9 protein-coding genes are annotated in these 13,699 nt (G+C 70.2%); 4 read left to right on the top strand and 5 right to left on the bottom strand.

The annotated features are described in order from the left end of the window. Positions 1 to 26: 26 nt before the first annotated feature. Both QN206_07245 and uvrC read left to right on the top strand, forming a co-directional pair. Positions 27 to 4,238, top strand: a complete 4,212-nt coding sequence (locus tag QN206_07245) for a DEAD/DEAH box helicase (GenBank protein MDR7614606.1) — start codon at positions 27 to 29, stop codon at positions 4,236 to 4,238. Between the two features lie 63 nt (positions 4,239 to 4,301). After that, a complete protein-coding gene (gene uvrC / locus QN206_07240) occupies positions 4,302 to 6,185 on the top strand; it encodes an excinuclease ABC subunit UvrC (GenBank protein MDR7614605.1) in 1,884 nt (627 codons plus the stop codon). Here the strand turns inward: uvrC and QN206_07235 are convergent. Genes QN206_07235 through QN206_07215 form a run of 5 tightly spaced genes read right to left on the bottom strand, consistent with a single transcriptional unit; the run spans position 6,161 to position 11,416 of the window. After that, positions 6,161 to 7,288 (bottom strand): 5-(carboxyamino)imidazole ribonucleotide synthase, encoded by a 1,128-nt coding sequence (locus QN206_07235; GenBank protein ID MDR7614604.1) that lies wholly within the window; start codon positions 7,286 to 7,288, stop codon positions 6,161 to 6,163. The genes uvrC and QN206_07235 overlap by 25 nt on opposite strands. Then, complete coding sequence (gene purE, locus QN206_07230; protein ID MDR7614603.1) at positions 7,285 to 7,779, bottom strand: 5-(carboxyamino)imidazole ribonucleotide mutase; 495 nt, start codon at positions 7,777 to 7,779, stop codon at positions 7,285 to 7,287. The genes QN206_07235 and purE overlap by 4 nt, the downstream gene beginning before the upstream one ends. Then, on the bottom strand, positions 7,780 to 9,039 hold the full coding sequence (locus QN206_07225; protein MDR7614602.1) for a glutamate-5-semialdehyde dehydrogenase: 1,260 nt from the start codon (positions 9,037 to 9,039) through the stop codon (positions 7,780 to 7,782). Further along, positions 9,036 to 10,199, bottom strand: a complete 1,164-nt coding sequence (gene proB / locus QN206_07220; protein MDR7614601.1) for a glutamate 5-kinase — start codon at positions 10,197 to 10,199, stop codon at positions 9,036 to 9,038. Before proB ends, QN206_07225 begins: the two co-directional genes overlap by 4 nt. A 2-nt stretch (positions 10,200 to 10,201) precedes the next feature. Further along, positions 10,202 to 11,416 carry a multidrug effflux MFS transporter gene (locus QN206_07215; GenBank protein MDR7614600.1) on the bottom strand — a complete coding sequence of 405 codons (1,215 nt, stop codon included), beginning with the start codon at positions 11,414 to 11,416 and terminating at the stop codon, positions 10,202 to 10,204. A gap of 173 nt (positions 11,417 to 11,589) precedes the next feature. Between QN206_07215 and QN206_07210 the strand changes: the two genes are divergently transcribed. Together QN206_07210 and QN206_07205 are read left to right on the top strand one after the other, a co-directional pair. Then, entirely contained in the window at positions 11,590 to 12,765 is a 1,176-nt protein-coding gene (locus tag QN206_07210; protein ID MDR7614599.1) for an ABC transporter substrate-binding protein, read from the top strand. Between the two features lie 3 nt (positions 12,766 to 12,768). Continuing rightward, positions 12,769 to 13,698, top strand: a complete 930-nt coding sequence (locus QN206_07205) for a branched-chain amino acid ABC transporter permease (GenBank protein MDR7614598.1) — start codon at positions 12,769 to 12,771, stop codon at positions 13,696 to 13,698. The last annotated feature ends 1 nt before the right edge of the window (position 13,699 follow it).

Here is a 13,699-nt window from a genome sequence, read left to right as displayed (position 1 = left end):
CTCCCGGCCCTGTCTAAAATGGTCGCATGGACCTTCCCTTCCACCCTCTCGTGACGCGCTGGTTCCGGGAACGGTTCCCGGAACCCACCCCGGCCCAGCGTCTGGGTTGGCCCGCCATCGCGGCAGGAAGGGACACCCTCATCGCGGCCCCCACGGGCTCCGGGAAGACCCTCGCGGCCTTCCTGTGGTCCCTGAGCGAGTTGCTCTCCTCGCCGCTGCTTCCGGACCAGACCCAAGTGGTGTACGTCTCGCCCCTGCGGGCCCTGAGCAACGACATCCACCGCAACCTGCAGGAGCCCCTTCAGCAGATCCGGGAGCTCGCGGGGCGGGAGGGGACGTGGGTGCCGGAGGTCCGGGTGGCGGTGCGTACGGGCGATACCCTTCCCCGCGAGCGGGACCGGATGGTGCGCCGTCCCCCCCACATCCTCGTGACCACCCCGGAGTCCCTGTACCTCCTGCTCACCGCGGAGCGCGGCCGGCGGGTTCTGCGTACCGCCCGCACGGTGATCGTGGACGAGCTGCACGCCATCGCCCAGGACAAGCGGGGAGCCCACCTCACCCTCTCCCTGGAGCGGCTGGATCACCTCGCGGGGCGGCGCTGCCAGCGCATCGGGCTTAGCGCCACCGCCCACCCTCTCGAGGAGCTGGCCCGGCTGCTGGTGGGGACCGCCCGGTGTGGGTCGGACGGCTCCCCGGACTGCGCCATCGTGGACGCGGGCTGGCAGAGGGCCTGGGATCTCTCCATCTGGGTCCCCGAGCAACTCCTCGGGCCCGTGGCCACCCATGAGATCTGGGCGGAGGTGTACGACCGGATCGCGGAGCTCGCAGGACGCCACCGCACCACCCTGGTGTTCGTCAGCACCCGGAAGCTGGCGGAACGGGTGGCCCACCGCCTCTCCGAGCGCCTGGGTGAGGGCCGGGTGGCCTCCCACCACGGGAGCCTCGCCCGCACCCTGCGGCAGGAGACGGAGCGCCGGCTCAAGCAGGGCGATCTGTCCGTGGTGGTGGCCACCGCCTCCCTGGAGCTCGGCATCGACATCGGCCACGTGGACCTGGTGTGTCACGTGGGCGCTCCCCGGGCCCTTTCCACCCTCCTCCAGCGGGTCGGCCGGTCCGGGCACGGGATGGACCGGATGCCCAAGGGCGTGCTCTTCCCCCTCACCCGGGATGAGCTCATGCAGTGCGCGGCCGCGGTACAGGCCGTTCGCCGGGGGATTTTGGACCGGGTACTCCTCCCGGAAAAGCCCCTCGACGTGCTGGCCCAGCAGATGGTGGCCATCGCGGCCTGTGCGCCCATCGCAGAGCACGAGCTCTTCGCGCTCGTGCGGGGGGCCTATCCGTACCGGAATCTGAGCCGGCGGGAGTTCGAGCAGGTGCTGGAGATGCTCTCCGAGGGGATCGCGGCCCGCCGAGGGAGAGCCGGTGCCCTGCTGCACCGGGATCGGGTGAAGGGCGTGGTGCGGGCCCGCAGGGGTGCCCGGATGGTGGCCATCACCTGCGGGGGCGCCATCCCGGAGACCTTCGACTTCGACGTGATCGCGGAGCCCGATGAGACCCTCGTCGGCCGGGTGAACGAGGAATTCGCCGTCGAGAGCGCACCGGGAGACGTGTTCCTCCTGGGCAACACCTCCTGGCGGGTGCGCCGGGTGGAAAGCAGCGGACGGGTGCGGGTGGAGAACGCACACGGTGCTCCGCCCACCATCCCCTTCTGGCTCGGGGAGGCGCCGGCCCGCACCTGGGAGCTCTCGCAGGCGGTCTCGGACCTGCGCGCGGCGGTGGCGCAACGGATCCACGACCCCTCCGGTGCCGTGGCCTGGCTCGTGCAGGAGACGGGCCTGGACGAAGCGGGCGCAAAGCAGGTGGTGGACTACATCCGGGAGACGGTGGCGGTGCTGGGCTGCGTGCCCACCCAGGATTGCTTGGTGGCGGAACGGTTCTTCGACGAGGCGGGCGGGATGCAGATCGTGCTGCACACGCCCTTCGGCGCCCGGGTGAACCGGGCATGGGGGCTCGCATTGCGCAAGCGCTTCTGCCTCACCTTCGACTTCGAGCTGCAGGCCGCGGCCACGGACGACGGGATCCTGCTCTCCCTGGGCGAGCAACACAGCTTCCCCCTCGAGCTCATCTTCTCCTTCGTGCGGTCCCAGACCGTCGAGAAGGACCTCCTCCAGGCCACCCTGCAGTCTCCGCTTTTCCTCACCCGGTGGCGACAGAACGCCCAGCGGGCCCTGGCCGTCCTGCGGCAGCGGGGCGGTCGGAAAGTACCGCCCCAGATCCAACGCATGCAGGCGGAGGACCTCCTGGCCGCGGTGTTCCCGGATCAAGTGGGCTGCCAGGACAACCGCATGGGCCCCATCACCCCGCCGGACCATCCGCTGGTAAACGAGACCATCCGCAGCTGCTTGGAGGAAGCGATGGACCTCGGGCGCCTGGCGGAGATCGTGGGACGCATGGAGCGGGGGGAGATCCGCACCGTGGCCGTGGAGACGCCGATTCCCTCCCCCGCCTCCCACGAGATCCTCAACGCGAACCCCTACGCCTTCCTCGACGACGCGCCCCTGGAGGAGCGGCGGGCCCGGGCGGTGCAGCTGCGCCGGGTGGACCCGGAGCTCGCCCGGGGCCCCGGAGCTCTGGATCCCGAGGCCATCGAGGAGGTGCGGGCCCAGGCATGGCCGGACGTGCGGGATCCGGACGAACTCCATGACCTCCTCCATACCCTCGTCCTCCTCCCGGTGCGGGAGGCGGGTCTTTGGGAAGCCTTCGCGGAGAGCCTCTTGCGCGAGGGGCGGGCCACCGTGGCGGTGGCCGGTGACCTCCGGGGATACGTGGCCGCAGAACGCGTGCCCTTCGTCCGGGCCATCTGGCCCCAGGCCCGCTTCCAACCGGAGCCCGAGCGGGCCACGGACCTACCGCAACCGACCCGGGAGGAGGCGGTGCTGGCCGTGGTACGGGGCTGGATGCCGCACCTCGGCCCCACCACGGCCCCGGCCCTGGCCGCGCGGCTGGGTCTTCCGGAAGGGGAGGTCACGGCGGCCCTCGCGGCCCTGGAAGGGACGGGGATGGTGCTGCGGGGGCACTACACCCCGGGGCTCGTGGAGGAGGAGTGGTGCGAGCGCAGGCTCCTCGCGCGGATCCACCGGCTCACCGTGGGCCGGCTGCGGCGGGAGATCGAGCCTGTGGCGCCTTCGGACTTCATGCGGTTTTTGTTCCGGTGGCAGCACGTGCACCCGGGAACCCAGCTGCACGGTCGGGACGGCCTCCTGCAGGTGATCGGCCAACTCCAGGGTCTGGAACTTCCGGCGGAGGCCTGGGAGACGAGCGTGCTTCCCGCCCGGATCCGTGCCTACAACCCCGCGGACCTGGAGGCCCTCTGCCTGAGCGGGGTCGTGACCTGGGGCCGGATCGGGCGGGACGGAAACCCGGAACCCAAGGGGATCCGGCGGCGCAGGAGCTTTTTGCGCACGACGCCCATCGCCTTCCTGCTGCGGGAGGACCTGGAGGTCTACGCGCAACGGGACGGGCTCTCCAGGGAAGGGCTTTCCGTGGTGGCCCGGGACGTCCTGGCGTACCTGGAAGCCCACGGCGCCTCCTTCCTCTCGGACATGGCGAGGGCCCTGCGCCGGCTTCCCTCGGAGGTCGAGGCGGCCCTGTGGGAGCTGGTGGGCGCGGGGCTCGTGAGCGGGGACGGGGTGGGAGGGTTGCGACAGCTCCTGCGCCGGGGGCGGCGGGGGCTGCGGGTACTCCCCGGAGGGCTCCACGGTCGGTCCCTCCCCGTGGGCCGGTGGGCCCTGTGGGGGTCTGGTGGGAAGATCCCGGAGCCGGAACGCACGGAGCGGATCGCGCAGCAACTGCTGCGGCGGTACGGGGTGGTGTTCCGGGAAGTCCTCATACGGGAGCGGATCGCCCCTCCGTGGCGGGATCTCGTGGGGGTGTACCGGCGGTGGGAGCTGCAGGGGCGGATCCGGGGAGGCCGGTTCGTCGGTGGCTTCACGGGCGAGCAGTACGCGCTCCCGGAGGCGGTGGAAGCCCTGCGGGCCGTGCGGCGGACAGCCGGAGATCCGGAAGTCGTGGTGCTCTCCGCCGCGGATCCCCTGAACCTGGTGGGGATCCTGGTCCCCGGGGAGAGGCTCCCGCCCTGGAGCGACCTGTGGATCGCCTTCCGGAACGGCGTGCCGGTGGAGGCCGCGCCGCTTGGGGCGCTGTTGCGGCGGGTGGGGGCGCAAGGTACGGACGCTTGAGGAACTCCGAGGCGGGAGCTGGAGCCGCTTTCCCCAAGAACCTTGGGATATGATGGAAGGGCCATGGAGCGGGCCCCGAACCTGGAGGAGAAGCTGCGGGCGCTTCCGGCCCAGCCCGGGGTGTACCTCCTGCGGGACCGGGCGGGCCGGGTGATCTACGTGGGGAAGGCCGCGTCCCTGCGGAACCGGGTACGCACCTACTTCCAGGACCCCCGCACCACCTCCTCCCCCCGCATCCGCCACCTCATGACGAAGGTCTTCGACTTCGACGTGGTGGTGTGCGCCAACGAGGTGGAGGCCCTGGTCCTGGAGACGAACCTCATCAAGCAGCACCGCCCACGGTACAACGTGCGGATGGCGGACGACAAGGCTTATCCCTACATCAAGATCACGAACGAGCCCTATCCCAAGATCGTGATGACCCGGAAGATCGCGCAGGACGGGGCCCGCTACTTCGGCCCCTATCCGTACCACGAGCCGAAGCTCGTGCGTCGTACCATCCGAACCATCCGGAAGCTCTTCCGGCTGCGTAGCTGCCGGATCGAGATCGATCGGTCCCTCCCGCGCCCCTGCCTGGATCACGCCATGGGGTTGTGCACCGCCCCTTGCGTGGCTTGGGGCGCCAGCCAGGAGGAATACGCGGAGCAGGTGCGCCAGGCGGTGCTGTTCCTGGAAGGGAAGCAGGAAGCGGTACTGGAGGCGCTGCGGCGGGAGATGCAGACGGCCGCAGACCGACTGGAATTCGAGCGGGCGGCGGCCCTGCGGGACCAGATCCGGGCCATCGAGGCCATCCGGCAGCGACAGCGCACCTCCGGTCCGGGCTTGGAGGATCGGGACGTGGTGGCGGTCCACGTGGACGGGGACGACGCCTGCGCCCAGGTGCTCTTCGTCCGCGGGGGGCGGCTCGTGGGGCAGGAACACTTCTTCCTCACGGGCGCCCTCGCGCACGCCCCTGCGGAGGTCCTGCGCACCTTCCTGGAGCAGTTCTACGCGCACGCCACCACCGTTCCGCCGGAGGTCCTCATCCCCGAGCCCGTGGACGACCAGGAACTCATCGCCCGGTGGCTCCGGGAGCGGCGGGGGGAGCCGGTTCGGGTGACGGTGCCGGAGCGGGAGGCGGACCGGTGCCTGGTGGAGATGGCCCGGGAGAACGCCCGGGTGCACCTGGAACAGGAGCGGGTGCGGCTCGTGGGGCGGGAGGGGGCGGCGGTGCGGGCGCTGCAGCAGGTGTTGGGGCTTGCGGAGGTCCCCTTCCGCATCGAGGGCTACGACGTCTCCAACTTCCAGTCCGGGGAGGCGGTGGCGTGTCTGGTGACCTTCGAGGGAGGGCGGCCCCGCAAGGACGCCTACCGCCGGTTCAAGATCCGGTCGACGCCCGGGCCCAACGACGTGGGCATGTTGCAAGAGGTTCTGCGCCGCCGGTTCGAAAACGCCCGGCAGGAAGAAGAAGCCCTCCAGAGGGGCGCAGTCCGCAAGCCCAAGTGGTCCGTGCTCCCGGACCTCATCCTGGTGGACGGCGGTCGATCCCAGCTCAGTGCGGCCCTGGCAATTCTATCCGGACTCGGCATGCGGATCCCCGTGGTGGCCCTCGCAAAGCGGGAGGAGCTCGTGTACCGATCCGATGCGCCGGAACCTCTCCGGCTCCCGCAGGAATCCGCGGCCCTGCAGCTCCTGCAGCGGGTGCGGGATGAGGCCCACCGGTTCGCGAATGCCTACCACCGCATGCTCCGGGACCGGCGCATCGTGTACTCGGTCCTGGACGAGATCCCGGGGATCGGGGAGAAGCGCAAGCGGGAGCTCATCCGGCACTTCGGATCGGTGCGCCGCCTGCGGGAAGCCCGGGAGGAGGAGGTGGCCGCGGTGGTGGGTCCAAAGGTGGCCCGGCGGCTGCTGGAGTACCTGCGCGGCCAGGAGGTGCCTTCTTACCGGGAGGAGGCCATCCGGTAGGGCTCCGGAAGCCGCTCTCCCGCGAGAGCGAGCAGCCGCGGGAGGAGCTCCAGGACGGCTTGCTCCGAATCCGCCCGCAGGGTGATGTGCCCCACCTTCCGGCCCGGCCGCACCCGCTTCCCGTACCAGTGGAGGTGCGTTCCGGGAAGGGCGAGCAGCTCCCGGAACTCAGGCTTCCGCCCGATGAGGTTCACCATGGCGCTCCACCCTCGCGGGGCGGTGGAGCCGAGCGGGAGTCCGGTGATGGCCCGCAGGTGGTTCTCGAATTGGCTCGTCTCCGCGCCCTCGATGGTCCAGTGCCCGCTGTTGTGGACCCGCGGGGCCATCTCGTTGGCGAGGAGCTCCGTTCCCACCTGGAACAGCTCCAGGGCGAGTACCCCCGCGTATTCCAGGGCCTCCAGGATCCGTTTTGCGTACGCCTCGGCCTTTCCCTGGAGTTCTCGGGTGAGCTGAGGCGCGGGGGCCAGGGAGAGGCGCAGCATCCCCTCCCGGTGATGGTTCTCCACGAGCGGATAGCAGGCCATCTCCCCGCTGGGGGAGCGGACCGCCAGCACGGAGAGCTCCCGATGGAAGGGCACGAACTCCTCCAAGATCAGGTTCGCTCCGCCCAGGGCCGCCCACGCGGGCTCCAGGTCTTCCCGCCTCCGGAGAAGGACCTGGCCCTTACCGTCGTACCCGCCGCGTCGGGTCTTGAGGAGGGCCGGCAGGCCGAGGCGTTCCACCCCTGCCTTGAGGTCTGTGGGGTCGTCCACCGGATGGAAGGCGGGGGTGGGAATCCCCAGGGACGCGAAGAACCGCTTCTCCGCGAGCCGGTCCTGGGCCACCTCCAGGGCCTCGGGCGGGGGGTGGAGGGGAAGGGTTTCGGCCAGAAACCGGGCGGCCTTGACCGGCACGTTCTCGAACTCGTAGGTGACGACCTCCAGCCCTTCCGCGAACCGGCGCAGGACTCCTTCATCCCCGTACTCCCCCACCTGCAACGCCCCCACCTGCCCCGCACAGGCCTCCGGGGAGGGGTCCAGGAACCGGAAGGAAAAGCCAAGAGGGTAGCCGGCCAGGGCCAGCATCCGGCCGAGCTGGCCGCCTCCGAGGATCCCGATCCTCACGGCTCCGCGCGGGGGTCCGGGCGGGCGAGCACCTCCTGCTTGCGCGCCTCCCGGTACCGCCTGACCCGCTCCAGAACCTCTGGATGCTTGAGTCCCACGATGCTCGCGGCCAGCAGAGCCGCATTGACGGCTCCGGCCCGTCCGATGGCAAGGGTGCCCACGGGCACCCCGGCCGGCATCTGCACGATGCTGAGCAGGGAATCCAGGCCCCGCAGGGCCTGGGACTCCACGGGCACGCCCAGCACCGGGAGCACCGTGTGGGCCGCGGTCATGCCGGGCAGGTGGGCGGCCCCGCCGGCGCCCGCGATGATGACGAGCAATCCCCGCTCCTCGGCACTCCGTGCGTACTCCGCCATGAGCTCCGGGGTGCGGTGGGCGCTCACCACCCGCACCTCGTACGGCACCCCGAGCTCCTCTAACGTGGCGGCCGCATGCCGCATGGTCTCCCAGTCGGAGGCGGATCCCATGATGACGCCCACCACGGGCTCCATCTAGGTCCGCACCTGCCCCTGGCCCAGGGCCACGAACTTGGTGGTGGTGAGCTCCCGCACGCCCATGGGGCCGTACGCATGAAGCTTCGTGGTGCTGATCCCGATCTCCGCGCCCAGACCCAGCTGGAACCCGTCGTTAAACCGGGTGCTGGCGTTCACCAGCACCAGGGAGGCGTCCACCTCCCGGAGGAAGCGCATGGCCCGGTCGTGGTTGCGGGTCACGATGGCCTCCGTGTGCCGGGAGCCGTACCGGGCGATGTGCTCCAGGGCTTCCTCCAGGGAGTCCACCACCCGCACCGCCAGCACAAGATCCAGGTACTCCGCCCGCCAGTCCTCCTCTTGGGCGGGCTTGAGGGCGGGCGCGATCTCCCGGGCCCGGGGACAGCCCCGGAGCTCCACCCCGGCCTCCCGCATGGCGGCCACGAGCTGGGGCAGGAACTCGGCCGCCACCGCTCGGTGTACCAGTACCTTCTCCAGGGCGTTGCAGGTGGCAGGGCGCTGGGCCTTGGCGTTGACCGCGATGCGCACCGCCATCCCGAGGTCCGCCTCCTCGTCCACGTACAGGTGGTTCACCCCCTTGGCGTGGGCCAGCACCGGGACCCGGGCATGCTCCTGCACGAACCGGATCAACTCCTCCCCACCCCTCGGGATGAGGAGGTCTAACCACCCCTCCATCCGACACATCTCCAGCACGGACTGCCGGTCCCCTGCGGGGACGAGCTGCACCGCGTCCGGAGGAAGACCGGATTCCGCCAGGGACGAGCGGATCAGGCCCACGAGGGCCTCGTTGCTGTGCCGGGCCTCTTTCCCGCCCCGCAGGAGGATGGCGTTGCCGGCCTTGAGGGCCACCGCGCTGGCCTCCACCGTGGCATCGGGTCGGGCCTCGTAGATGAGGCCGATCACGCCCAGGGGGATCCGCATCCGACCCACCAGCAAGCCGTTCGGCCGCACCACGAGCTGCTCGATCTCGCCCACGGGATCCGGGAGGGAGGCGATCTGCCGCAGGCCCTCGACGAGGTCGTCCCGCCGGCGATCCCCCAGGCGCAGGCGCTCCAGTTTGGGCTTCGGCAGCCCCTGGGCCTGCGCGGCCTCCAGGTCCCGCCGGTTCGCCTCCAGAACCTCCGACCACCGAGCCTCCAAGAGCTCCGCGGCCCGCACCAGGGCCCGCTGCTTGGCCGCGGGGGAAGCCCGCAGGAGCTGCTGCGCGGCCGCCCGGGCCCGCTCTCCCAACTGCCGCAGCTCGCTCGCCAGCTCGATCATCGCACCCCTCCCGTATAGGATGTTTCCGCCTCCAGATCCCCGGCCAGCACGAAGTGGTCCCGGTGGATCACCTCGTCGGAGTGCTTGTACCCCAGCCGGATCTCGATCTCCCGGGTATGGGCCCCCTTGATGCGCTCGATCTCGCTGGAACCGTAGTTCACCAGTCCCACGCCGACCAGTCGCCCTTCGGGGTCCAGGCACCGCACGGGATCCCCCACTCCGAACTCTCCCCGCACGCCCAGGATCCCCGCGGGCAGGAGCGAAGCGCCCTCCTCCCGGAGGGCCCGGGCCGCGCCCGCGTCCAGGAGCAGCTCCCCCGCGGGCCGCGGCAACTGGTACAGCCACAGTTTCCGACCCGAGTACCGTCTCCGGGGACTCCAGAAAAGCGTGCCGATCTGGGCTCCGGAGAGGGCCTCTCGGACGGCGCCCGGACGATGGCCGGGAAGCAGCCAGAGAGGGATGCCTGCAGCCAGGGCCTTCTCCGCGGCCAGCAGCTTCGACCGCATCCCCCCGGTGCCCACCTGCCCGGGGCCTGAGCCCGCCCGGGCCAGCAGTTCCCGGTCCACCCGGTCCACCCGTCGGATGGGCCGGGCATCGGGGTAGCGGCGGGGATCCCGGTCGTACAGGGCCTCCACGTCGGACAGCACGAGGAGCAGATCTGCGCCCACCAGGGTGGCCAGGAGCACGGAGAGGTGGTCGTTATCGCCGAACTTCAGCTCCTCCACCGCCACGGTGTCGTTCTCGTTCACCACGGGGATCGCCCCCCACCGAAGCAGGTTTTCCAGGGTGTGGCGGGCGTTGAGGAACCGCGCCCGATCCGCGAGGTCGAAGGCGGTGAGGAGTACCTGGGCCACCACGAGGTCGTGGTGGGCAAACGCCTCGGCCCACGCCTGCATGAGAAGGGGCTGGCCCACCGCGGCCGCGGCCTGCTTTGCGGGGATGGAGAGGGGTCGGGCAGGAAGCCCCAACCGCGTGCTGCCCAAGGCCACCGCCCCGGAAGAGACCACCACCACCTCCCGCCCATCCCGCCTCAGCGCTGCCAGTTCCGCCGCAAGTCGGCGGAGGGTGGAGAAGGCCGGATCCGCGATGAGGGCGCTGCCGACCTTCACCACGATCCGGCGGCACGCGGAGGGATCGAAGGGAGCGAAGTTCTCGTCCATGCTCACCTAGAAGATACCACCTCCTCTCCCGGAGCGCGTTCCTGGACGTCCTTCCGGGCCGAGGTGCGGAGGGGACCCCAGAGTCCGCAGAGGAGAGCCCCCGACCCAAGCACGAGCCATCCCACCCCGAGGCGCAGGGGGTCTCCGCCCGTCCACTGGCTCAGGACCGTCCCCAGGGAGCTCGCGAGCAGCCCGCTGCTGAACCCCACCACGCTGCTGGCAAAGCCCGCGATGCTCCCCAGGGGCTCCATCGCCAGGCTCATGGCGTTGGGAAACACGAGCCCGATGCCGAAGAACACCAGGCTCGCGTGCAGCCAGATGAGGATGGCTTTCCGGAGGAGGAGCACGTGGAGGGGGAAGAGGGCCGCGGAGGTGAAGAGGCACAGGAGCGACCACCACAGGAAGGAGCGGAGACCGAGTCGGTGGACCGCAAGCCCCGTGCACAGCATGGCCAGGCTCTGGAACGCCGCGGTCCCTCCAAAGGCCAGGGCGAATTGCGTGTTGGAAAGCCCCAGGTGCGTCTTGTACAGCTGCGGCGCGTTGAGGAGGTACATGTGGAGCATGGCATAGCTGAAGGTCAGGAGGAGGGTGGCCACCAGGCTCTCCGGGGTGCGGAGGAGAAGGCGGAGGGCATCCCGGAGCGGGCCGAAGCCCGGGGGACGGCGGCGGGGCGGGGGAAGGGTCTCTGGGAGCCGGAGGGCGGCCCACCCGAGGAGCACCAGCGCGAGTCCCCCCAGGAAGAGGAGGACCGCGCGCCAGCCGAACCCGAGGAGGAAGGTCCCGACGGAGGGTGCCAGGATAGGGACCACCAGGAACACCATCTGGATGAAGGAGAGGATGCGGGCCATGTCCTCCCCGCGGTACTGGTCCCGCACGAGGGCGGTGCCCACACTCCGCATGCTGGAGCCGAAGAACGCCTGGAAAAACCGAAGGGTCACGAGGAGGGGGAAGGAGGGGGCGAACGGGATGAGGAGGCTTAAGGCCACGAACACACCCAGGGCCGAGAGCAGCACCCCTCGCCGGCCGTAGCGGTCACTGAGGGGCCCGAAGAGGAGCTGGCCCGGGGCGAACCCCATGAGGTAGACGCCCACCACCAGCTGCGCCTTGGTCTCCGTCACCCCGTACTCCCGGGCCATGACGCTGAGGGCCGGCAGCATGGCGTCCACGCCGAAGGCCACCAGGGCCATCAGGAGCCCGAGCAGGACCGTGAGCTCCACCAGGGACACAACCTGAAGTGTACGACGCCTCCGGGGGCCGGGTGCAACCGGCCGGGGCTGGCAGACACCGGAGGGGTTGACGGAGGAACGGGCCCGGCGGTGTACATAAATAAACAAAGGCGGGCGGCCTGAAAGCACGGCCCCGCCTGCGCACAAAGATCCGGAGGGGGACCATGGGGAACCGGACGCTCTCCCGTCTGGTGATCGCTTTGGCCTTGCTGGTGGCCCTTCCCGCGGGGGCCCAGCCCCGCACCGTGCGGATCGGGTTCGTGAGCACCCTCTCGGGCGGTGGGGCAGCCTTGGGGCAGGATGTCCTGGATGCCTTCAACCTGGCCCTCCGGCATCTGGGCAACCGCCTGGGGGGACTTCCGGTGGAGGTGCTCGTGGCGGACGACCAGCAGAATCCGGACGTGGCCCGCACCGCGGTGGAGCGCATGCTGCGGCGGGACCGGGTGGATTTCGTGACGGGCATCATCTTCTCCAACGTCCTGCTGGCGGTGGGAGACCTGGTGTTCCAGAGCCAGACCTTCTACATCAGTCCAAACGCGGGGCCCTCTGAGTACGCGGGAGAGCAGTGCAACTTCTATTTCCTCAACGTGGCCTGGCAGAACGACAATATGCACGAGGCCATGGGACACTACGCCCAGCTGAAGGGGTACGAGACCGCCTTCATCCTGGCGCCCAACTACCCCGCGGGCCGGGACGCCCTCACGGGGTTCAAGCGCTTCTACAAGGGACGCGTGATCGGGGAGGTGTACACCCGCCTGGGGCAGCTGGATTACTCCGCGGAGATCGCCCAGATTCGGGCCGCGGCCCCCAAGGCCGTGTATGCCTTCTACCCGGGAGCCATGGGGGTGAACTTCATCAAGCAGTACGCGGAGGCGGGCCTCATGCAGCAGATCCCGCTTCTGCTGCCCGGCTTCTCCGCGGATGCGGACGTGATCCGGGCCGTGGGCCGGCCCATGGTCGGGGTGTTTAACAGTTCCCATTGGGCCCTGGAGCTGTTCAACCCCATCAACCGCCGGTTCGTGGAGGACTTCCGCCGCACGTACAACCGCATCCCCACCCTGTACGCCTCCCAGGGGTACGACGCGGCTCTGGCCCTGGACCACGGGCTGCGGGCGGTGGGCGGGGATCTCTCCCGCAAGGCGGAGTTCCGACGCGCGGTCCTCTCCGGGTTCGAGACCACCCGGGGTCGGGTGCGGTTCAACCGGAACGGGTACCCCATCCAGAACTACTACCTCCGGCAGGTGGTGGAGATGCCGAACGGCGAGATCGTGAACCGGCTACGGGGCACCATCTTCCGCAATCACGGGGACGCCTACGTCTCCCGTTGCAGGCTTCCGTAGGGAATGTCCGGGTTCCCCGCGGCCCTCGTTCTGGAGCAGCTGCTGAACGGGCTGCAACTGGGACTCATGCTCTTCCTGCTCGCTTCCGGCCTCACCCTGGTCCTGGGGATCATGGACGTGGTGAACCTCGCGCACGGCTCCCTGTACATGCTGGGGGCCTACTTCGCCGCCACCCTGGCCCGCGCGACGGGATCCTTCTGGGCCGGTGTGGCCCTGGCGGTCCTGGCCACCGCGGGAGTAGGGGTCCTGTTGGAGGTCTCCGTCCTGCGGCGGGTCTACGCCCGGGATCACCTCACGCAGGTGCTGGCCACCTTTGCCCTCATCCTCGTGTTCAACGAGGGGGTCCGGATGATTTGGGGGCCCCAGGCCCTGTTGCTCACCGTGCCCCAGGAGCTCGCAAGACCCGTCCGGCTCCTGCCGGGTCTGGGATATTCCGCGTACCGTCTGTTCCTCATCGGGGTCGGCATCGGGCTCGCGGCCGGCCTCTTCCTCCTGATCCACCGGACACGTCTGGGGATGTGGGTGCGGGCAGGAGCCTCCAACCGGGCCATGGCCCAGGCCATGGGGATCCCCATCCGGCGGGTCTTCACCCTGGTGTTCGGGGTGAGTGCCGGGCTGTGTGCGGTGGCAGGAGCTCTGCTGGGCCCCATCCTGGCGGTGCAGGTGGGCATGGGGGAGGAGATCCTCATCCTCGCCTTCGTGGTGATCGTGGTCGGCGGCATCGGCTCGGTGAAAGGCGCGCTCGTGGGGGCGCTCCTGGTGGGGATCGTGGACACCGCGGGCCGGGCCCTCCTCCCGCCCCTCTTCCTGCGTCTCCTGCCCCCGGAGGTGGCCTCGAACCTGGGCCCGGCCGTGGCCTCCATCCTCATCTACCTCCTCATGGCCGCGGTCCTCTTCCTGCGCCCTCAGGGGCTGTTCCCGGTCCGGGCTTAGC

The sequence above is a fragment of the Armatimonadota bacterium genome, from assembly GCA_031460175.1.
Lineage (GTDB): Bacteria > Sysuimicrobiota > Sysuimicrobiia > Sysuimicrobiales > Sysuimicrobiaceae > Sysuimicrobium > Sysuimicrobium tengchongense.
The sequence above is the reverse complement of the archived record's forward strand: the minus strand, read 5'-3'. Positions and strand labels throughout refer to the sequence as shown.